Origin of the sequence: Herbaspirillum hiltneri N3 (assembly GCF_001267925.1) — a bacterium.
GTDB classification, from domain to species: Bacteria; Pseudomonadota; Gammaproteobacteria; order Burkholderiales; family Burkholderiaceae_D; genus Herbaspirillum; species Herbaspirillum hiltneri.
Map to the genome: position 1 here is coordinate 191514 of NZ_CP011409.1, position 20246 is coordinate 211759.

Annotated in this window: 19 protein-coding genes; 13 read left to right on the forward strand and 6 right to left on the reverse strand. The window is 61.3% G+C overall.

Features of this window, described 5'->3' with window-relative positions; genetic code table 11:
* Positions 1-4 precede the first annotated feature (4 nt).
* Positions 5-1405 (reverse strand): M23 family metallopeptidase, encoded by a 1401-nt coding sequence (locus F506_RS00865; RefSeq protein ID WP_053194886.1) that lies wholly within the window; start codon positions 1403-1405, stop codon positions 5-7.
* Positions 1406-1716: 311 nt separating this feature from the next.
* Between F506_RS00865 and tyrS the strand changes: the two genes are divergently transcribed.
* The 9 genes from tyrS to ruvC all read left to right on the forward strand — a co-directional run bounded on the left by tyrS (position 1717) and on the right by ruvC (position 9977).
* On the forward strand, positions 1717-2961 hold the full coding sequence (gene tyrS, locus F506_RS00870; protein WP_053194888.1) for a tyrosine--tRNA ligase: 1245 nt from the start codon (positions 1717-1719) through the stop codon (positions 2959-2961).
* Between the two features lie 19 nt (positions 2962-2980).
* A complete protein-coding gene (gene dtd / locus F506_RS00875; protein WP_053194889.1) occupies positions 2981-3433 on the forward strand; it encodes a D-aminoacyl-tRNA deacylase in 453 nt (150 codons plus the stop codon).
* A gap of 50 nt (positions 3434-3483) precedes the next feature.
* On the forward strand, positions 3484-4125 hold the full coding sequence (locus F506_RS00880) for a YbhB/YbcL family Raf kinase inhibitor-like protein (RefSeq protein WP_053194890.1): 642 nt from the start codon (positions 3484-3486) through the stop codon (positions 4123-4125).
* 21 nt (positions 4126-4146) lie between these two features.
* The gene (locus F506_RS00885; protein ID WP_053194892.1) at positions 4147-4845 is read left to right on the forward strand and encodes a histidine phosphatase family protein; all 699 of its coding nucleotides are present in this window, start codon (positions 4147-4149) and stop codon (positions 4843-4845) included.
* Between the two features lie 186 nt (positions 4846-5031).
* Positions 5032-6048, forward strand: coding sequence for a tRNA dihydrouridine synthase DusB (gene dusB, locus F506_RS00890; RefSeq protein WP_053194893.1), 1017 nt, complete (start codon positions 5032-5034; stop codon positions 6046-6048).
* Between the two features lie 80 nt (positions 6049-6128).
* A complete protein-coding gene (locus F506_RS00895) occupies positions 6129-6362 on the forward strand; it encodes a Fis family transcriptional regulator (RefSeq protein WP_007883354.1) in 234 nt (77 codons plus the stop codon).
* Between the two features lie 101 nt (positions 6363-6463).
* Entirely contained in the window at positions 6464-8035 is a 1572-nt protein-coding gene (purH, locus tag F506_RS00900; protein ID WP_053194895.1) for a bifunctional phosphoribosylaminoimidazolecarboxamide formyltransferase/IMP cyclohydrolase, read from the forward strand.
* Between the two features lie 146 nt (positions 8036-8181).
* Complete coding sequence (locus F506_RS00905) at positions 8182-9381, forward strand: branched-chain amino acid ABC transporter substrate-binding protein (protein WP_083457498.1); 1200 nt, start codon at positions 8182-8184, stop codon at positions 9379-9381.
* Between the two features lie 53 nt (positions 9382-9434).
* Positions 9435-9977 (forward strand): crossover junction endodeoxyribonuclease RuvC, encoded by a 543-nt coding sequence (gene ruvC / locus F506_RS00910; RefSeq protein WP_053194899.1) that lies wholly within the window; start codon positions 9435-9437, stop codon positions 9975-9977.
* On the opposite strand, the gene F506_RS00915 is transcribed toward ruvC, so the two are convergent.
* Positions 9974-10885 carry a DUF808 domain-containing protein gene (locus tag F506_RS00915; RefSeq protein WP_053194900.1) on the reverse strand — a complete coding sequence of 304 codons (912 nt, stop codon included), beginning with the start codon at positions 10883-10885 and terminating at the stop codon, positions 9974-9976. The two genes, ruvC and F506_RS00915, sit on opposite strands and share 4 nt — an antisense overlap.
* A 152-nt stretch (positions 10886-11037) precedes the next feature.
* Between F506_RS00915 and ruvA the strand changes: the two genes are divergently transcribed.
* From ruvA to F506_RS00935, 4 genes are all read left to right on the forward strand, one after another.
* A complete protein-coding gene (gene ruvA / locus F506_RS00920) occupies positions 11038-11616 on the forward strand; it encodes a Holliday junction branch migration protein RuvA (RefSeq protein WP_053194902.1) in 579 nt (192 codons plus the stop codon).
* Between the two features lie 10 nt (positions 11617-11626).
* Positions 11627-12682, forward strand: a complete 1056-nt coding sequence (gene ruvB / locus F506_RS00925; RefSeq protein WP_053194903.1) for a Holliday junction branch migration DNA helicase RuvB — start codon at positions 11627-11629, stop codon at positions 12680-12682.
* A 304-nt stretch (positions 12683-12986) separates the two neighbouring features.
* Positions 12987-13829 (forward strand): 2-keto-4-pentenoate hydratase, encoded by an 843-nt coding sequence (locus F506_RS00930; protein WP_200907697.1) that lies wholly within the window; start codon positions 12987-12989, stop codon positions 13827-13829.
* Positions 13830-13928: 99 nt separating this feature from the next.
* Positions 13929-14384 (forward strand): YaiI/YqxD family protein, encoded by a 456-nt coding sequence (locus tag F506_RS00935; RefSeq protein ID WP_053194906.1) that lies wholly within the window; start codon positions 13929-13931, stop codon positions 14382-14384.
* Between the two features lie 17 nt (positions 14385-14401).
* Here F506_RS00935 and F506_RS00940 read toward each other — a convergent pair whose 3' ends face one another.
* The 4 genes from F506_RS00940 to F506_RS00955 form a co-directional block, all read right to left on the reverse strand.
* Positions 14402-15517 (reverse strand): branched-chain amino acid ABC transporter substrate-binding protein, encoded by a 1116-nt coding sequence (locus F506_RS00940; protein WP_235471318.1) that lies wholly within the window; start codon positions 15515-15517, stop codon positions 14402-14404.
* Positions 15518-15791: 274 nt separating this feature from the next.
* Complete coding sequence (locus F506_RS00945; protein WP_053194910.1) at positions 15792-16244, reverse strand: DUF2147 domain-containing protein; 453 nt, start codon at positions 16242-16244, stop codon at positions 15792-15794.
* A 187-nt stretch (positions 16245-16431) separates the two neighbouring features.
* On the reverse strand, positions 16432-19251 hold the full coding sequence (locus tag F506_RS00950; RefSeq protein WP_053194912.1) for a valine--tRNA ligase: 2820 nt from the start codon (positions 19249-19251) through the stop codon (positions 16432-16434).
* A gap of 82 nt (positions 19252-19333) precedes the next feature.
* Positions 19334-20221 (reverse strand): LysR substrate-binding domain-containing protein, encoded by an 888-nt coding sequence (locus F506_RS00955; RefSeq protein ID WP_053194913.1) that lies wholly within the window; start codon positions 20219-20221, stop codon positions 19334-19336.
* Positions 20222-20246 lie beyond the last annotated feature (25 nt).

The following is a 20246-nucleotide window of genomic DNA, read 5'->3' on the forward strand; positions in this document are numbered from 1 at the left end:
GTTCTTAGCGCGATGCCACCGTCAGGTTGCCGTTTTCACCGGCCGGACGCAGGAGCGAAAGACGGCGGTTCATGTCGGTGGAGACCGCGCGGAAACGCGCCAGTTGACCGCCGCTCAGCGGTTGCGCATTCGGCACGTCGACCGACAGCGGATTGCGCGGCACGTTGCTGACGCGGAATTCGTAGTGCAGATGCGGGCCGGTAGCCCAGCCGGTCATGCCGACAAAGCCGATCACTTCACCCTGGCTGATCTTGTCGCCCTTGCGCAGGCCGGTAGCGAAGCGGCTCATGTGGCCGTAAGCGGTGGAATAATTGTTCCAGTGCTTGATCACGACGATGTTGCCGTAGCCGTTTTGCTTGCCGACGAAGTCAACCACGCCGTCGCCCGAAGCATGAATCGGTGTGCCGGTCGGTGCTGCAAAGTCGACGCCGGTGTGCTGCTTCCAGATGCCGAGGATGGGGTGCACGCGCATCGAGAAGCCCGATGAAATACGCGTGAAGGCCAGCGGCGACTTGAGGAAGGCTTTCTTCAGCGACTTGCCGTCGAAGGAGTAATAGCCGCCGCCGATCTTGCTGCCCGGTTCGTCGAACCAGACCGCCTGGTAAGTGTTGCCGGCGTTGCTGAATTCGCCTGCCAGCACGCGGCCGGTGCGCACCGGTTCGCCATTGTTGTAGAAGGTTTCATAGACCACGTTGAAGCGGTCGCCGCGGCGCAGGTCGGACGCGAAGTTGATGTTGGTGGAGAACATGTCGACCAGTTGGGTCGCCACGCTGTCCGGGATCTGCGCATTATCGGTCGCCGCGAACAGCGACGAGCGGATCTGGCCGGAGCGCATTTCGACGCGGCGTTCCAGTACGGCCGGCGCGGTGCTGGCCTTGAACGTGTCGCCGCTGCGTTCGATCACGAGATTGTTGACCTGCTGGCCGTCGCGGCCGTCGCTCAGCGTCGCGGTCAGCTGTTGCAGCTCGCCATCTTCGGAAGTGCGCGCCATCACGCGCTTGCCGGCGCGCAATTGCATGACCGCGCGGGCCAGGGTGTCGGACTTGATGAAGTTGGCGGCGGCCTCGTCGTCCACGCCCAGGCGTGTCAGCAGCGTGGCCAGCGTGTCGCCGGAACGGACTTTTTCTTCGTTGACGTAAAACTCTTCACGGTCTTCCAGTTGCGCGACCTGTTGTTGCAAATCCGGCAAGGCCAGATCCTTGACGATGGCGTGGACCGGCGCATCGGAAGTGTCGGGCTCGGCCGGGGCGAAGCCGGCGGCGCCGATCGTGAAGGCGCCGAGGAACAGGGCGCCTGCGGACAGGATCTTGGTCTTGCGGGAAGAACCGTGGAATTTCTCCTGGCAGAGGAGATGGGTGGTGCGGTATAGGGAGGCGACGCGCGCGAATTTATCTTTAGGGAACATGCAATACGTTAAAATCTACCGTTTACGCTTGTTCCGAATCCTGTTGCAGGATGGCAATGAAGTTGGCGGATCGTTCCGCGCTGCCGGTGTGGTGAAACATACGACCGGCCAACCAGGTTGCCATTCAACCGCAAGCAGCGTCAATGACTCCCCGATGACGCACGCTTTTTACAGATTCTCGACAGGCGATGAATGCTAAATTCTCTGCTGATTGCGCTTCTAGATGGCGTGCGGCAGAAAGACGAAAGCGCGATTATAGCAAAGCGTCAATCCGGTACTGTCCTACAAAAGCCTATTTTTTAGTTATATCAATGAACGCCGAACAGCCTACACCCCAAACTCTCCTGCCCCTGTCCGATAAAGTCCAGGAAGCGCTGGCCATCACCAAGCGCGGCGTTGACGAATTGCTCATCGAAAACGAATTTGCGCAAAAACTGGCGCGCGCCGAAAAGAGCGGCCAGCCGCTGCGCATCAAGCTGGGCCTCGATCCGACTGCGCCCGACCTGCATCTGGGTCACACCGTGGTCCTGAACAAGATGCGCCAGCTGCAGGACCTCGGTCACAACGTGATTTTCCTGATCGGCGATTTCACTTCGATGATCGGCGACCCGTCCGGCCGCAACGCCACCCGCCCGCCGCTCACGCGCGAGCAGATCGAGGTCAACGCCAAGACCTATTTCGCCCAGGCCAGCCTGGTGCTGGATGCGGCCCGGACCGAGATCCGCTACAACTCCGAATGGTGCGACCCGCTCGGCAGCCGCGGCATGATCCAGCTGGCTTCGCGCTATACCGTGGCGCGCATGATGGAGCGCGACGATTTCACCAAGCGATTCAAGGAAGGCACGCCGATTTCGGTGCATGAGTTCCTTTATCCGCTGATGCAGGGTTATGACTCGGTCGCGTTGAAGTCTGACCTCGAGCTGGGCGGCACCGACCAGAAGTTCAACCTGCTGGTGGGCCGCGAGCTGCAAAAGGATTTCGGCCAGGAGCCGCAGTGCATCCTGACCATGCCGCTGCTGGAAGGCCTGGACGGCGTCGACAAGATGTCCAAGTCCAAGAACAATTACATCGGCATCACCGAACCGGCCAACACCATGTTCGCCAAGGTGATGAGCATTTCCGACGTGATGATGTGGCGCTATTACGAACTGCTGTCGTTCCGTTCGATCGCCGACATCGCCGGCTTCAAGGCCGAGGTCGCCGAAGGCAAGAATCCGCGCGACATCAAGGTGGCGCTGGCGCAGGAAATCGTCACGCGCTTCCACTCGCAACAGGCGGCCGAAGATGCGCTGGCCGATTTCGTCAACCGCTCCAAGGGCGGCATTCCGGATGATGTGCCGGAAGTCAGCCTGACCGGCGCGCCGCTGGGCATCGGCCAGCTGCTCAAGCAGACCAACCTGTGCGCCTCGACTTCGGAGGCCTTGCGCATGGTGGAGCAGGGCGGCGTGCGCATTGACGGTACGGTGATCAGCGACAAGGGGCTCAAGGTCGACGCCGGCGTATTCGTCGTGCAGGTCGGCAAGCGCAAGTTCGCCCGCGTTACCTTGTCGCAATGACAGCGACGGCAGCAGCGTCATGATCGGATTGTTGCAACGAGTCCGCAAAGCTGATGTCGTAGTGGAAGGCGAGCAGGTCGGGGCCATCGGTGCAGGCCTGATGGTGCTGGTCTGCGCCGAACGCGGCGACACCGTCAGGGAAGCCGACGGGCTGCTGACCAAGCTGCTGGCCTATCGCGTGTTTGCCGACGAGGCCGGCAAGATGAATCGCAGCGTGACCGACGTGCTGGGCGGCTTGCTGCTGGTGCCGCAGTTCACGCTGGCGGCCGACACCCGCTCCGGCACGCGGCCGTCGTTCACGCCGGCCGCACCGCCGGCGGAAGGCAAGCACCTGTTCGATCATTTCGTTACGCAGGCAAAAGCCCGCCACGGCGTGGTGGAGACCGGCCGCTTCGGCGCCGACATGCAGGTCTCCTTGACCAATGACGGGCCCGTCACGTTCTGGCTGCAGGTAAAACCGGCTGCCACCTGACGATAGTTGATGGCATTCAATAGCAGGCTGATTTTCAAAGGAGAGCACATATGAAACTCTGGAGCGATTCTTTTCAGGACGGCGCAGTCATTCCGGGCGAATTCGCCTTTGCCGTCGCCGATCCCAAAAACCACGTAGCCTTGTCGTCCAACAAAAACCCGCACCTGGCCTGGAGCGATCTGCCTCCCGGGACCAGGTCGCTGGTGCTGGTGGTGCATGATCCCGATGTGCCGTCGCGCGGCGACGACGTCAACCAAGAAGGCAAGACCGTGCCGGCCGATTTGCCGCGCGTCGATTTCTTCCACTGGACAATGGTGGATATTCCGGCCGGCGTCACCGAGCTGGCCGCGGGGCAATTCAGCAGCGCCGTCACCACGCGCGGCAAGGCCGGCCCGGCGATTCCCGGCGATCCGCTGTCGGGCGCGCGCCACGGCCTCAACGACTACACCAGCTGGTTCGCCGGCGACGGCGACATGAGCGGCGATTACTTCGGCTACGACGGTCCGTGCCCGCCGTGGAACGACGCCATCGCGCATCGTTACATTTTCACGCTGTACGCCATCGACCAGGAACAACTGACCGTCACCGGCAAGTTCACCGGCACCGACGTGCACAATGCGCTGCAAGGCCACGTGCTGGCGCAGGCGGCCATCACCGGCACGTACACGCTCAATCCCGACCTGATCAAGTAATCAGCAACTACCGCACGCGCCATGATCGCCACGCCCGCCAAGACCTCTACGACCGCCACGGCCGCCACGACTGATATCTTGCTGATTCGCCACGGCGAGACCGACTGGAATGTCGACAAACGGCTGCAAGGCCACATCGATATTCCGCTCAACGCCGAAGGGCGGCGGCAGGCGGCGGCGCTGGGCCGGGCGCTCGGCAGCGAGCCGCTCGACGCGATCTACGCCAGCGACCTGCAACGCGCGCGCGACACGGCGCAGGCGGTCGCCGCGCTGCAGGGCAAGGACGTGCACGTCGATGCAGCGCTGCGCGAACGCTGCTATGGCGGCTTCGAAGGCCTGCAGCATCACGACATCGCACAGCGTTATCCGCTGGACTATGCCGCCTGGAAAGCACGCGAACCCGATGCCCGCTATCCGGCCGGAGAACGCATCGCCGAAACCATGCGCGAATTCTCCGAGCGCACCGTCGGTGCGGTCACGCGCCTGATTCGCCACAGCAACGCCCTGCAGCACCGCAAGATCGCTATCGTCACGCATGGCGGCGTGCTCGAATGCATCTATCGCTGGTCGCGCCGGACCGGCTTTGGGCACGCGCGCGATTTCGACATCTTCAACGCCGGCATCAATCGCATGCAATGGGATGGCGAGCACCTCCACATCGCGCAGTGGGCCGACGTGGCGCATTTGTCGGCCGGCGTGCTGGACGAGGTCGATCGCTAAACCCCTTCCTGCCTTCCCGTTCCGTTCTGTCGGGCTGGATACGACGCCGGGTGGCAATTCTTGTCGCTTCGTCAAATGTGTTGTCGCCGCTGCGCTGCAAGACCGATTCTTGTTGGGGCGCACGGCCAATCGCGCTAAAATGACGCCCTTCCCCTGCAACCACACGACCGCACCGTCCAACGACCCGTGAATATCGGCCCGCATTCCCTGCGCAATAACGTTTTCGTCGCCCCGATGGCTGGTGTGACGGATCGGCCTTTCCGCCAGTTGTGCAAGCAACTGGGGGCGGGTTACGCCGTGTCGGAGATGGCGGCCTCGGATCCGCGCTTGTGGCAAAGCGAGAAGACGTCGCGCCGCACCAACCACGACGGCGAGATGGAGCCGAAGGCGGTGCAGATCGCCGGCGCCGATCCCGCCATGCTGGCCGATTGCGCGAAACATAACGTCGACCGCGGCGCGCAGATCATCGACATCAACATGGGCTGCCCGGTCAAGAAGGTGTGCAACAGCTGGTGCGGTTCGGCCTTGCTGCAAAACGAAAAGCTGGTCGGCCAGATTCTCGACGCGGTCGTCAATGCGGTCGACGTGCCGGTGACGCTGAAATTCCGCACCGGCTGGAACCGCGAAAACAAGAACGCCCTGGCCATCGCCGCCATGGCCGAACAAAGCGGCATCGCCATGCTGACGCTGCACGGCCGTACGCGCGCCGACGGCTACAGCGGCGAAGCCGAGTACGAAACGATTGCCGCCGTCAAGGCGGCGGTGAAGATTCCGGTGGTCGCCAACGGCGACATCACCACGCCCGAGCGTGCACGGCATGTGCTGGCGGTGACCGGCGCCGACGCCGTCATGGTCGGCCGCGCAGCCCAGGGACGGCCGTGGATCTTCCGCGAAATCGATCACTTCCTGCGCACCGGCACGCATTTGCCGGCGCCGATGGTAGCGGAAGTGCAGGAACTGATGCTGGAACATCTGCAGGCGCACTACGCGTTTTACGGCGAGTATCTCGGCGTACGCACGGCGCGCAAGCACATAGGATGGTATGTCCGCGACCTGCCGGAGGGGGAACAATTCCGGCAGCGCATGAACCGTCTCGAAGATTGCCAGCTGCAATGGAACGCAGTGCGCGATTTCTTTGAATCGCAGGCGGCATATGGCGAGCGGTTACAATACGGGATTGCCGATCAGCCGCTGGCAGCATAGCTGCGAGGCGGATTGGCCTGGACTTGGAGCCAGCGGCTTTTCATTGATCAACACACTAAAAAGAACAGAAGCATTTCGTAATGAGTAAAGAAAGTATCGAGGATGTCGTCAGGAAGAGCCTTGACAAGTATTTCAAGGACCTGGGCGAGCAGCTGCCATCGAATGTCTATGACATGGTTGTTTTGACGGTCGAGAAACCGATCTTCGAAGCAGTGATGGCGCGCGCCGACGGCAATCAGTCGCAAGCCGCAGAAATTCTCGGCATCAACCGCAATACCCTGCGCAAGAAATTGCAGCAGCACGGCTTGCTGTAACACTTGCATGCGGCGGTGCGCCTGCCAGCGCATCGCCGGTCACACCTACACCGTCGCCGAATTCCTTCATCCACGCAGTTCTTCTTCTCCTTCATGCCATCATGATCAAACAAGCACTCATCTCCGTTTCCGACAAAGCCGGCGTGCTCGACTTTGCGCGCGCGCTGTCCGCCATGGGCGTCAACATCCTGTCCACTGGCGGCACCGCCAAGCTGCTGGCCGACAACGGCGTCAAGGTGACCGAAGTCGCCGACTACACCGGTTTCCCGGAAATGCTGGATGGACGCGTCAAGACGCTGCATCCCAAAGTGCATGGCGGCATCCTGGCGCGCCGCGATTTCCCCGAGCATGTCGCCGCCCTGGACAAGCACGGCATCCCGACCATCGACATGGTGGTGGTGAACCTGTATCCGTTCCAGCAGACCGTCGCCAAGGAAGAATGCTCGCTGGAAGACGCGATCGAAAACATCGACATCGGCGGCCCGGCAATGCTGCGTTCGTCGGCCAAGAACCACAAGGATGTGGTCGTGATCTGCGATCCGACCGACTACGCCGGCGTGCTGGCCGACCTGCAAAACGGCGGCGACCTGCCGTACGAAAAGCGCTTTGCACTGGCCAAGAAAGTATTCGCCCACACTGCACAATACGACGGCGCCATCACCAACTATTTCACCTCGCTGGGCGAAGACAAGCAACATGCCACGCGCAGTGCCTATCCGGAAACCCTGAACCTGCACTTCGAAAAAGTCCAGGACATGCGCTACGGCGAGAACCCGCATCAATCGGCCGCGTTCTACCGCGACGTCAAGAAGGTCGACGGCGCGCTGGCCAATTACACCCAGCTGCAAGGCAAGGAACTGTCGTTCAACAACATCGCCGATGCCGACGCCGCGTGGGAATGCGTCAAGACCTTCGATGCCGCCGACACGACCGCCTGCGTCATCATCAAGCACGCCAATCCATGCGGCGTGGCGATCGGCGCCAATCCGCTGGAGTCGTACAGCAAGGCCTTGCAGACTGATCCGACTTCGGCCTTCGGCGGCATCATCGCCTTCAATCGCGAACTCGACGGCGCGGCCGCCGAAGCGGTCGCCAAGCAATTCGTCGAAGTGCTGATCGCACCGTCCTTCAGCGCCGAAGCGAAGAAGATTTTCGCCGCCAAGCAAAACGTCCGCCTGCTGGAAATCCCGCTCGGCAACGGCCTCAATGCGCATGACTTCAAGCGCGTCGGGGGCGGCCTGCTGGTGCAATCGCCGGACGCCAAGAACGTGCTGCTGGCCGACGTCAAGGTCGTCAGCAAGAAGCAACCGACACCGCAGCAATTGCAGGACCTGATGTTCGCCTGGCGCGTCGCCAAGTTCGTCAAATCCAATGCGATCGTTTTCTGCGGCAACGGCATGACGCTGGGTGTCGGCGCCGGCCAGATGAGCCGTATCGACTCCGCCCGCATCGCTTCGATCAAGGCGCAGAATGCGGGCCTGACGCTGGCCGGATCGGCAGTGGCGTCGGATGCCTTCTTCCCGTTCCGCGACGGCCTGGACGTGGTGGTCGACGCTGGTGCGACCTGCGTGATCCATCCGGGCGGTTCGATGCGCGATCAGGAAGTGATCGATGCAGCGAATGAACGCGACGTCGTGATGCTGCTGACCGGTACGCGCCACTTCCGCCACTGATTCTTCTCTGGCGCTGCAACACGGCATCCAAGCCCGGCACACGTGCCGGGCTTGTTGTTTTTTGCGTGGGGTGAAGTCCGATGTTGGCATCAAGGCAATTTTTCGATGGATAATGAGCGATCACTTTCTCTCGTGGGAGGTTGCCGATGAACCGTCCGTTGCTGTCGTGTCGTAACGAGAATCCTCGCTCTCCTGCGTGGCGCATTGGTGTGTTTCTGCTGCTGTCTTGGGTCGGTCTCAGCGGTTTTCCTGTCCCCGCCTCGTCTCAGGAAACCCACGAAATCAAGGTCGTCATCGGTTTTCTGGCGCCCCTCAGCGGATCCAATCAGGCGCGGGGCGCCAGCATGATCAACGGCGCACAACTGGCGATCGATGAACTCAACAAGAAAGCCATCAAGGTCAACAACACCAGGGCCGTCTTTGAACTGATCCCGCAAGACGATCGTTTCGACGCCAACGCCGGCAAACTGGCGACGGATTATCTGCTCAAGAGAAACCTCACGGCGCTTGTCTGCCATAGTTCCACGGTATGCATCGCCACTGCCGCACAGGTCCAGGCCGCGCGCATCCCTTACATCTCGGTCGGCGCGACCAACCACAAATTCACGCAGCTCGGCTACGACAACACATTTCGCATGTTCGGCCACAGCGAACAGGGCGGCATTCTTTTCGGGCACTATGTGTATGACGACCTCAAGGTCGATCGCATGGCGGTGATCGACGACAAGACGCCGTCTGGCACGGCGATGGCGGATCAGTTCAGCGAGGGCTTCCGGAAAGCAGGGGGGCTTTTGCTCGGTCGGTACTCGGTCAGCGACAAGACCTCCGATTTCAACCAGGTGCTGGCCGATATCAAGGAGAGCAGGGCGGATGCGATATTCTGGGGCGGCACGCATTTGCAGGCCGCCAACATGATAGTGAACGCGAAGCGGCTGGGCGTGAATACGCGCTTCCTGAATGCGATGAACGGCATGAACAACCGGAACTTCCTGAACCAGGTCAACGGCGCCGGCAATATCTTTACGCTGGAATCGGACCAGCAACGAGATAAACTGCCAGGATGGAAGAATTTTGAAAAGAATTATGTCGCGCGGTTTTCTTCATCGTATATCGACGTCAGCAGTTTACGCGCCTATGATACGGTGCAGACGGTGGGCGAAGCGATTCGCTCGGGCAATTCCGTCGATCCGCGCAAACTGATCGAAGCGTTGCACGCGGAAAAATTCAAGGGACTGACCGGCGTGATTTCGTTTGACCGGGAAGGCAACCTGAATGATCCCGTGTTTACCGTGTATGAAGCACAGGGCGGCGACTGGAAAATAGTGAAGGCGCTCAAGGGGCGTTGATTGCCTTCTCGCCCGGATCTCCTTCTGAAACGATTGACTCACATTCTGTTTGCATGAAAATTATCGGCATCGACCCCGGCTTGCGCACCACCGGCTTTGGCGTGATCCACAAGCAGGGCAGCAAGCTCACCTATATCGCGTCCGGCACCATCAAGACGCCGGACGGCGATCTGGCGCCGCGGCTCAAGGTCATCCTGGACAGCGTCGGCGAAGTCATCCAGACGTATTCACCCGATTGCGCCGCGATCGAAAAAGTCTTCGTCAACGTCAACCCGCAATCCACCTTGCTGCTCGGCCAGGCGCGCGGTGCTGCGATCTGCGCGCTGGTGCAGGCCGACCTGCAGGTAGCGGAATACACTGCGCTGCAGGTCAAGCAAGCCGTCGCCGGTCACGGCAAGGCGCAGAAGCAGCAGGTGCAGGACATGGTGCAGCGCCTGTTGGCGCTGCCGGGTTTGCCGGGCACCGACGCGGCAGATGCGCTCGGCGTAGCGATCTGCCATGCGCATAGCGGCGAGATCCTCAGCGCGCTTGGCGGACTGGCGCCGGCGCTTGCGAAGAAAGGCCTGCGCATGCGCGGCGGCCGTCTGGTCGGCTAATCCTTCTTGAATATCTTCAGCACGCGTTGCACCAGCGTCACCAGCAGCAGCACCACACCGCCGGCGATCACGCCAAACACCGCATCCAGCACCGACGGCGCCACTGCCGACAACAAGCCGCCAATGGCCGGTATTGCCGCCAGCGGCGCACTGACGCCGGCGATCCAGTGATGCGCCGGCGCAAAGCCGTGCGTCAGAATTCCGCCGCCGACCATGAACATCGCCACCGTGCCGATCACGGTCAGACTCTTCATCATGATCGGCGCCGCGACCAGGATGGCGCGGCCGATGCGGCGGCCGAATGCGCCGCCGGTGCGCAGCAGGTAGAGGCCGCCATCGTCGAGCTTGACGATGCCCGCGACCACGCCGTAGACCCCGACCGTCATGATCAGCGCGATACCGGCCAGCACCGTGATCTGCTGCTGCAACGGCGCGCCGGCGACCGTGCCCAGCGTGATGGCGATGATCTCCGCCGACAGGATGAAGTCGGTGCGGATGGCGCCCTTGATCTTGTCCTGCTCGCTTTCGGCGGCTTCAGGAGCGGCAGCCTCGTCAAGGTGTTCTTCTTCGTGCGGCAGATACTTGTGCGCCAGTTTTTCGAAGCCTTCAAAGCACAGGAAGGCGCCGCCCAGCATCAGCAGCGGCGTCACCGCCCACGGCGCGAAGGCGCTGATCGCCAACGCGGCAGGCACCAGGATCGCCTTGTTCTTCAGCGAACCGAGCGCCACCGCCCACACCACCGGCAATTCGCGGTCGGCGTTGACGCCGGACACCTGCTGCGCATTGAGCGCCAGATCATCGCCCAGCACGCCTGCGGTTTTCTTGGCTGCGACCTTGGTCATTGCGGAAACGTCGTCGAGGATGCCGGCGATGTCGTCGATCAACGCGAAAAAGCTGCTGCCTGCCATGGGATCCTTGCGTGGTTATGGGTACGTGAGGCCAGACGATAGCCCGGCAAGGTGCTTCAAGGCAAGCGTACGGGGCTGCCTTGGCGGATTCATATACTGTTTATCCGAACAGTACTGTATCATTCCACCATTCATCTTTCTGCCCAGCCATCATGATCGGTCGCCTCTCCGGAATCCTGCTCGAAAAAAATCCCCCGCAATTGCTGGTCGACTGCAACGGCGTCGGATATGAAGTCGGCGTGCCGATGAGCACCTTCTACAACCTGCCGGGCCTCGGCGAAAAAGTGGTGCTGCTGACGCACCTGGCGATCCGTGAAGACGCACACGTGCTGTTCGGCTTCGGCAGCGCCGAAGAGCGCAACACCTTCAAGGAACTGATCAAGATTTCCGGCGTCGGTGCGCGTACGGCGCTGTCGATCCTGTCCGGCATGTCCGTCAGCGATCTGGCGCAGGCCGTGACGCTGCAGGAAGCCGGGCGTCTCACCAAGGTCCCCGGCATCGGCAAGAAGACCGCCGAACGCCTGTTGCTCGAACTCAAGGGCAAGCTCGGCGCCGACCTCGGCGTGGTCGGCGGCGCGGTGCATCACGATGCGACTTCGGATATCCTCAACGCCTTGCTGGCGCTCGGTTATTCCGACAAGGAAGCAACCCTGGCGCTCAAGCAGGTGCCGGCCGACGCCAGTGTCTCCGACGGCATCAAGCACGCGCTGAAAGCACTATCCAAAGCCTGAACGGTAAATCATGAGCATCCAGACCGACGACTTTTCCGAACAACGCATCATTGCCGCCACGCCGGCCTCGGCCAACGAGGAGGCAATCGAACGCGCCCTGCGGCCCAAGCAGCTCGATGAATACGTCGGCCAGGAAAAAGTGCGCGGCCAGCTCGAGATCTTCATCTCGGCGGCGCGCCAGCGCGGCGAAGCGCTTGATCACACCTTGCTGTTCGGTCCGCCGGGTCTCGGCAAGACCACCATGGCGCACATCATCGCGCGCGAAATGGGCGTCAACCTGCGCCAGACTTCCGGCCCGGTGCTGGAGCGCGCGGGCGATCTCGCAGCGCTGCTGACCAATCTCGAAGCCAACGACGTGCTGTTCATCGACGAGATCCATCGGCTGTCGCCGGTGGTGGAAGAAATCCTCTATCCCGCGCTCGAGGACTACCAGATCGACATCATGATCGGCGAAGGCCCGGCGGCGCGTTCGGTGCGCCTCGACCTGCAGCCGTTCACCCTGGTTGGCGCCACCACGCGCGCCGGCATGCTGACTAATCCGCTGCGCGACCGCTTCGGCATCGTCGCGCGCCTGGAGTTTTACACGCCACCCGAACTGGCGCGCATCGTCACGCGCAGCGCCGGCCTGCTGAACGCGCCGATCGTCGAAGAAGGCGCGCTGGAGATCGCCAGGCGCAGCCGCGGCACCCCGCGCATCGCCAACCGCCTGCTGCGCCGCGTGCGCGACTATGCCGAAGTCAAGGGCAACGGTCGGATCACGCAAGCGATGGCGGATGCTGCGCTGGTCATGCTCGACGTCGATCCGGTCGGGTTCGACGTGATGGATCGCAAGCTGCTCGAAGCGGTGCTGTTCAAATTCAACGGCGGCCCGGTCGGTCTCGACAATCTGGCCGCGGCAATCGGCGAAGAACGCGACACCATCGAAGACGTGCTCGAGCCTTACCTGATCCAGCAAGGCTATCTGCAGCGCACGCCGCGCGGTCGCGTGGCGACGCCGGCGGCGTACACTCACTTCGGCGTGACCGCGCCGCGCACCGGTCCCAACGGCGATCTTTGGGCCGGTTGAATTCTCCCTGCGGAAATTGTATCGGCGCTGCCGCCGGTACACTTCATCCGATGGCCATCACTTCCATGCGTGCCGATCGGCAACAGCTGTTGAGCAGCGTCAACTCACGTTCAAACTGAACTGGCCTGACCATTTGGCCGGGTGATTGCATCGCCTGAAAAATGTCTCGCCATGTCGTCAATTCATTAGAAATTTGCCAAGAATTTCATGCGATCTTCTTGTGATTTCTTTATTTTCACTTGTGCAAAAATTAATCGTCACCGACAATGGATAGCTAATCACTATCTTTGTGGGCGAGCCTCTCATGCTTATGTCGAGCCAAGCCAGCAGGTACGCGCATCAACTCCTCGATGCCCGTGCAAACACACGCCTGTTGCCGCTCCTGTCCTCTTCCCAACCGCTGTCCGTTGACGATGCCTACGACATCGCCCGCCGTATCGTCGATATCCGCGTGGCGCAAGGCGAACAGCCGGTCGGCCGCAAAATCGGCTTCACCGTGCACAAGACCTGGGACAAATACGGCGTTACCGACGACACCCGCATTCCGATCTGGGCGCACATCTACGACTCCACGGTGCGCTACGCCGAAGACAATCACGGCAAGCAATGCCTGCGCGGTGCGCTGCAGCCGCGCATCGAACCGGAAATCGTCTTCAAGCTCGGCCGGGCGCCGTCGCGCGACGCGACCATCGACGAACTGGCCGAATGCATCGAATGGATGGCGCACGGTTTCGAGATCGTCACCTGTCCGTTCGCCAACTGGGAATTCACGGTAGCCGATTCGATCGCCGCCTTCGGCCTGCATGGCACGCTCATCATCGGCGAGCCGCATGTGCTGTCGTCGGCTACGCGCCACAACCTGCCGCAGATCCTGGCGAGCGCCAGCGTGTCATTGTCGAGCAGCACCGACAGCACCGGCCGGCTGCATGCCGCGGGCTTCTTCAACGACGAAGCCGACAGCCCCTTGCACGCGCTGTGGCACCTGCATCAGCTGCTCAACACCCAGCCGCAATTCACGCCGCTGCAAGCCGGCGAAATCATTACCACCGGCACCTGGACCGACGCCTATCCGGTGGAAGCCGGGCAGACCTGGATCACGGCATTTTCCGGCGTCGCCTTGCCGGGACTGACGGTGTCGTTTGTCTGATACCCGCGCGTTCGCTGCATGCCGCACTTCTCATCGGACCCGTTGCGGTCCGATGTTTTTTCGAGAGCCGATGTGAGAGCCGCGACGTGAGAGCTGATTATGCAAATCTGGGTTGATGCCGATGCCTGTCCGGGCGTCATCAAGGACATGTTGTTCCGTCTCGCCGAGCGCACGCACATCCAGGTTACGCTGGTGGCGAACAAACTCCTGCGCGTGCCGCCATCGCGCTTCATCAAAGCTGTTGTCGTGCCGGCCGGCTTCGACGTCGCCGACAAGGAGATCGTCAGGCTGACGCAACCCGGCGACCTGATCATCACCGCCGACATTCCGCTGGCAGCAGAGGCCATCGCCAAGGGTGGGGCTGTGCTTAATCCGCGTGGCGAAATGTATTCCGCCGACAATATCCAACAGCACCTGACCATGCGCAATTTCATGGAAGAGCTGCGCAGCAGCGGCGTGGAAACCGGTGGACCTGCTGCGTTCAGTCAGAGCGATGGCCGCGCCTTCGCACGCCAGCTCGACAGCTATGTCGCCAAATACAAGCCGGCGCCATAACCCGCAGTGTCGGTCGTTCACTTTGCCGTGAAGACGCGCAGCGGCACCCACTTTTGCTGCTCCATGCTGTACAGCGTATAGGCGGGCTTAAGCAGCGTGCCATTGGCGTCAAAGGAAATGGTGCCGGTGATGCCGCTGTATTTTATTTCGTGCAGCGCGTCGACGATCTTGCCGCGATCCAGCGAGTTGGCCTTCTTGGCCGCGGCAACCAGCACGTGCACGCTGTCGTAGGCGTATGCCGCAAACGGCAGCATCTCCATATTGAATCTCTCCATGTATTTTTTTTGCAGCGCCACTACGCCTGGACGTTTTTCCATCGGCGTGCTGGGTAGGATAGCCATCAGGCTGATGTTGATCTTCTCGGCATTGCGCAGGAAGTTGCCGGTCACGACGCTGCCGGTGATCAGCAACTTTGCAGACAGGTTGAAGCGGTGCAGGTTGCGCGCCAGCACATCGCTCTGAATCACGCGCCCGCTGAAAAAAATCAGATCCGGTTTGACCTGCTGGGCTTTTTGCAGCGGGGCGTTGAAGTCGGAGGTCTTGCCGTTGACCGACGTCCGGTACACGATCTCGCCGCCCGCCGCCTTGACATGGGCCGACAGATAATCGGCCATGCTGGTGCCGAGATAGGCGCCATCGTCCAGCACGAATACGCGCTTGAGTTGCTGTTCCCTGACCAGATAGTCGGCAGCATAGGCGAGGCCGGCATCATCGGTGCCAAGGATCTGGAAAGCGGTCTTGAAAGACTTCTCAGTGAAGCCGCGGCTCCACGATGCCGGAGACACCTGCGCCATTCCCGCTTCGTTATAGATGGGGGCCGCAGCCACTGTGGCGTTGCTGGTCCAATGGCCGACGACGCCAATGGCTTTGCTGCCGGCGAAGTAACGGGCAATGTATTCGGCAATGCGCGGATCGGCTTTGTCGTCTTGTTCGACGAGTTCAAAAATCACCGCCTGGCCATTGATGCGCGGGACGCCCTTATTGATTTCTTCGATGGCGAGGATCGCCGCATTGCGCCCGTTCCTGGCATTGATCTCGCTCAGCGGTCCGGCAAAGCCGATCGGAACGATCTTTACTGGCAGATCGGTTGCCGAGGCTGCCGCCGCTAGAGCTGAAATGAATAGCACAGACACGACGTGTCGCGAAAGAAAGCCATGCCACCGTTGCCACATACGCCCCCCGGTCTGAAGCCATACGTTTTGCGGAATGGGATTGCAGGGAATCACGATGCTCCCGACGAACCTGAAAGAGCAGGTCCGGTCCCATGAAAAAACACTTATTTTTTATATGATTTTCAGTGACAGCGAACTTGATTATAAAACAAGAAAACCGCCGCGCCGGACAAAAATGTCGCGCAAAAACAAAAGCGGCCGAAGCCGCCTTGTTGTCCGGAAACACTGATGCGGCCTAATCTTCGCGCACCCAGGTCTGGGTACGGCCCAATATCGGCATGCCGATGTAGCCGCGCACGTTGAGCTTCTTGCCGTCTTCGATGACGGTCAGCTTGCTCTTGTACAACTTGCCGTTGGCAGGATCGAGAATCTGTCCGCCGTTGTATTCATCGCCGTCCTTCTTCAGGCCGGAGAGGATGGTCATGCCGATGATGGGCTGATCCTTGAGCGCGCCTTCGCACTTTTCGCACTTGGGATTCTGCTCTTCTTCGGCGGGGCGAAACAGCTTCTCGATCTTGCCCTTGAGCTCGCCGTCGCTCTCGGTGATGCGGATCAGCGCCTTCGGTTTGCCGGTGGCGTCGTCGATGTTCTTCCACAAGCCCACGGGTGATCCCTCGGCCCAGGCGGTGGCGCCGGCCAGTGTGCCAAGGGCCAGCAGGATGCTGCTCAGGATGATGCGAGTCTTCATGATGTCTCCGTCCAGTGATGGGGATGGTTGGGAATAAAAATCCGCGTATAAAAGCACGGTTGTTCTAATTTATTCGACTAGTGTAGACAAGCTTGGGATGTCCCGCAAGGAATAAAAAAGCCGCCGTTCCACAAGGGATGGCGGCTTTGTTTTTGCGCCCGGCAACAGGCGCGGCAGCTGCTTCGGCTTACTTCAGCTTGGCCAGCTGCTCCTGCAATTTCGCCAGCGTCGTGGTGAAGTTGGCGAGGCGCTCCTTCTCTTGCGCCACGACCGCCTCCGGTGCGCGTGCGACGAAGCTCTCGTTGGACAGCTTGGCATTGGCCTTGACGATCTCGCCGCTGATGCGGGTGATCTCCTTGGCCATGCGTTCGCGTTCGGCAGCGACATCGATTTCCACCTTCAGCATCAGCTTCAGATCGCCGACGATGGCGACCGGCGCAGGCGACTCCGGCAACAGCGTGACGACTTGCGCTTCGCTCAGCTTCACCAGCGTTTGCAGGTAAGGCAGGAAGGAGTTCACCGCTTCCGCGTCTGCCGCGTCTGCTGCTTCGACGATCAGCGGCACGCGCAGCGCCGGCGACAATTGCATCTCGCCGCGCAGGTTGCGGCAGGCGTCGGTCAGGGTCTTCAGCTGCGCCATCCAGGCTTCCGCATCGGCGTCAATCTTTTCCAGATCGGCTTGCGGATACGGTTGACGCATGATGGAGTCGCCGGTCGGATCGAGCTTCTTGTCGGTCAGCGGCGCCACGCTTTGCCACAGCGCCTCGGTGATGAACGGCAGCACCGGATGCGCCAGGCGCAGCACGCCTTCCAGCACGCGCAGCAAGGTGCGGCGGGTGGCGCGCTGCTGCGCTTCATTGCCGTTCTGGATTTGTGACTTGGCCATTTCCAGGTACCAGTCGCAGTACTCGTCCCACACGAACTTGTAGATGGCCGAGGCGATGTTGTCGAAGCGGTAGTCGGCGAAGCCCTTTTCGACTTCGGCTTCGGTGCGCTGCATCAGCGACACGATCCAGCGGTCGGCTTGCGAGAACTGCAGCTTTTCCTTGTTGCACTCGCCTTTGACGTGGCCGTCGAAGCCGCAGTCCTGGCCTTCGGTGTTCATCAGCACGAAGCGGGTGGCGTTCCACAGCTTGTTGCAGAAGTTGCGATAGCCTTCGCAGCGGCCGAGGTCGAAGTTGATGTTGCGGCCCAGGGTCGCCAGCGAAGCGAACGTGAAGCGCAGCGCATCGGTGCCGAAGGCCGGGATGCCGTCGGCGAATTCCTTGCGCGTGGCCTTCTCGATGCTGGCGGCCTGCTTGGGATTCATCAGGCCGGCAGTGCGCTTGGCGACCAGGTCATCCACGCCGATGCCGTCGATCAGGTCGATCGGATCGAGCGTGTTGCCCTTGGACTTGGACATCTTCTGGCCGCTGGCGTCACGCACCAGGCCGTGCACGTAGACCGTGTTGAACGGCACCTGGCCGGTGAAATGCGTGGTCATCATGACCATGCGCGCCACCCAGAAGAAGATGATGTCGAAGCCGGTCACCAGCACCGACGACGGCAGGAACAGTTTGTAGTCGGGCGTAATTTCCGGCCAGCCCAGCGTCGAGAACGGCACCAGCGCCGACGAGAACCAGGTATCGAGCACGTCGTTGTCGCGCGTCACGGCCTTGCCGCCGGCCTGCGCCTGCGCTTCCGCTTCGGTGCGGGCAACGTAGACCTTGCCGTCTTCGTCGTACCACGCCGGGATCTGATGGCCCCACCAGAGCTGGCGTGAGATACACCAGTCCTGGATGTTGTTGAGCCACTGGTTGTAGGTGTTGCTCCAGTTTTCCGGGATCAGCTTGATCTCGCCGTTGGCGACTTTTTCCAGCGCCACTTCGGCGATCGACTTGCCGGGGAAGTAGGTGCCTTCCGGCGCCGGCTTGCTCATCGCGACGAACCATTGATCGGTCAGCATCGGCTCGATCACGACGCCGGTGCGGTCGCCGCGCGGCACCATCAGCTTGTGCGGCTTGACCAGATCCAGCAGTCCGGCGGCGTCCAGATCGGCAACGATTTGCTTGCGGGCTTCGAAGCGGTCCATACCCTGGTATTTGGCCGGGCCGTTTTCGTTGATCTTGGCGTCCAGCGTGAAGATGCTGATCTTTTCCAGGTTGTGGCGCGCACCGACCTGATAATCGTTGAAGTCATGCGCCGGGGTGATCTTCACGCAGCCGGTGCCGAATTCCTTGTCGACGTACTCATCCTTGATGATCGGGATCTCGCGATCCGACAGCGGCAGCTTGAGCATCTTGCCGACCAGGTGCGCGTAGCGTTCGTCAGTCGGATCCACCGCCACGGCGACGTCGCCCAGCATGGTCTCGGGACGCGTGGTGGCGACCGTGATGCTGCCGCTGCCATCCGCCAGCGGATAGCGGATATGCCACATCGAACCGTCTTCCTCTTCCGACACCACTTCCAGGTCGGAGACCGCGGTGCCCAGCACCGGATCCCAGTTCACCAGTCGCTTGCCGCGATAGATCAGGCCTTGCTCGAACAGGCGCACGAACACTTCCGTAACGACGTTCGACATCTTGGGATCCATCGTGAAGTACTCGCGGTCCCAGTCGGTCGAGGCGCCCATGCGGCGCATCTGGCCGGTGATGGTGGAGCCGGATTTTTCTTTCCATTCCCACACTTTCTCGACGAACTTCTCGCGGCCGAGGTCATGGCGTGAAATTTTCTGCGCATCGAGCTGGCGCTCCACCACGATCTGCGTGGCGATACCGGCGTGGTCGGTGCCCGGGATCCAGGCGGTGTTGAAACCGCGCATGCGATGGTAGCGGGTCAGACCGTCCATGATGGTCTGGTTGAACGCATGGCCCATGTGCAGCGTGCCGGTCACATTCGGCGGCGGCAGCTGGATGCTGAACGACGGCTTTTCAGGCGCGGTGGTGGCGGCGAAATATCCGCGCTTTTCCCACTCCTCGCGCCAGAATTTTTCGATATCGGCAGGCTCGAACGACTTGGCTAATTCCATGATTTGACGTGTGTTTTTGCGAAACCGTCCATTATAAAGGAGTCGCCGCCCAAACAGGCTCCCAGCCCGGAATTCGGCACATTCAGCCGTGTTGCGCCTGCGCCGACAGCCAGCGCTTGAAGCGCTCCACCTTGGCCCATTTTCCATGCGTGGCCGGATACACCAGGTGATGCGCATGGACGCGGATGCCCTTGCGATCCGGAAACACCGGCACCAGCCGGCCTTCCTTGAGCGCCGTGGCGGCCAGCCAGGTGCTGTCGAGCGCGATTCCCAATCCCTGTATCGCTGCTTCGATGGCCAGATAGGCGCGATCGAAACTGAGCGCGTACTGGCTCGGACTGACCTGGATGCCGTGTGCGGCAAACCATTGCGGCCATTGCACCAGATTGACTTCGGAAAAGATCAGGCTTTGCTGCAGCAGGTCGTGCGGATTGTGCAGATTCAGCCGTTGCGCCAGCGCGGGACTGATCATGGGCATGACCTCTTCCGTCGAGATCGTTTCCACATGCAGGTCGGCCCAGCGCGCCGCGCCATAGCGGATATCGAGGTCGATCTCCCCCTGCGAAAAATCGGAATGCATGTACGACGCCGATAGCCGGATGCGGATGTCGGGATGTTCGTGCATGAAGGCAGGCAGCCTTGGCATCAGCCACAAGCTGGCGAAACTCGGCGAAGCATGCACCCGCAGCACTTCGATGCCGTCGTCGGCATGCGCATTTTGCGCCGCGCTGGCGATGAGTGCCAGCGCGCCGGCCAGGCTTTGCTGATAGCGCTCCCCGGCCGGCGTCAGCACGACGCCGCGCGAGGTGCGGCCGAACAGTTTCAGGCCGACGAAATTCTCCAGATTGGTGATCTGGTGGCTGACGGCCGAGGGCGTCAGGTTCAGCTCTTCGGCGGCCTTGCTGATGTTGCCCAGGCGCGCGACTACCTCGAAGGCGATCACCGACTTGAGTGGCGGCAGATGGTGCATGGCGTGTCTCCCTGCAGGGGTTCTT

Coding starts and splice junctions, on each gene's coding strand:
- F506_RS00865 (WP_053194886.1), bottom strand. CDS start 1,405: ATGTTCCCTAAAGATAAATTCGCGCGCGTCGCCTCCCTATACCGCACC.
- tyrS (WP_053194888.1), top strand. CDS start 1,717: ATGAACGCCGAACAGCCTACACCCCAAACTCTCCTGCCCCTGTCCGAT.
- dtd (WP_053194889.1), top strand. CDS start 2,981: ATGATCGGATTGTTGCAACGAGTCCGCAAAGCTGATGTCGTAGTGGAA.
- F506_RS00880 (WP_053194890.1), top strand. CDS start 3,484: ATGAAACTCTGGAGCGATTCTTTTCAGGACGGCGCAGTCATTCCGGGC.
- F506_RS00885 (WP_053194892.1), top strand. CDS start 4,147: ATGATCGCCACGCCCGCCAAGACCTCTACGACCGCCACGGCCGCCACG.
- F506_RS00895 (WP_007883354.1), top strand. CDS start 6,129: ATGAGTAAAGAAAGTATCGAGGATGTCGTCAGGAAGAGCCTTGACAAG.
- purH (WP_053194895.1), top strand. CDS start 6,464: ATGATCAAACAAGCACTCATCTCCGTTTCCGACAAAGCCGGCGTGCTC.
- F506_RS00905 (WP_083457498.1), top strand. CDS start 8,182: ATGAACCGTCCGTTGCTGTCGTGTCGTAACGAGAATCCTCGCTCTCCT.
- ruvC (WP_053194899.1), top strand. CDS start 9,435: ATGAAAATTATCGGCATCGACCCCGGCTTGCGCACCACCGGCTTTGGC.
- F506_RS00915 (WP_053194900.1), bottom strand. CDS start 10,885: ATGGCAGGCAGCAGCTTTTTCGCGTTGATCGACGACATCGCCGGCATC.
- ruvA (WP_053194902.1), top strand. CDS start 11,038: ATGATCGGTCGCCTCTCCGGAATCCTGCTCGAAAAAAATCCCCCGCAA.
- ruvB (WP_053194903.1), top strand. CDS start 11,627: ATGAGCATCCAGACCGACGACTTTTCCGAACAACGCATCATTGCCGCC.
- F506_RS00930 (WP_200907697.1), top strand. CDS start 12,987: ATGCTTATGTCGAGCCAAGCCAGCAGGTACGCGCATCAACTCCTCGAT.
- F506_RS00935 (WP_053194906.1), top strand. CDS start 13,929: ATGCAAATCTGGGTTGATGCCGATGCCTGTCCGGGCGTCATCAAGGAC.
- F506_RS00945 (WP_053194910.1), bottom strand. CDS start 16,244: ATGAAGACTCGCATCATCCTGAGCAGCATCCTGCTGGCCCTTGGCACA.
- F506_RS00950 (WP_053194912.1), bottom strand. CDS start 19,251: ATGGAATTAGCCAAGTCGTTCGAGCCTGCCGATATCGAAAAATTCTGG.
- F506_RS00955 (WP_053194913.1), bottom strand. CDS start 20,221: ATGCACCATCTGCCGCCACTCAAGTCGGTGATCGCCTTCGAGGTAGTC.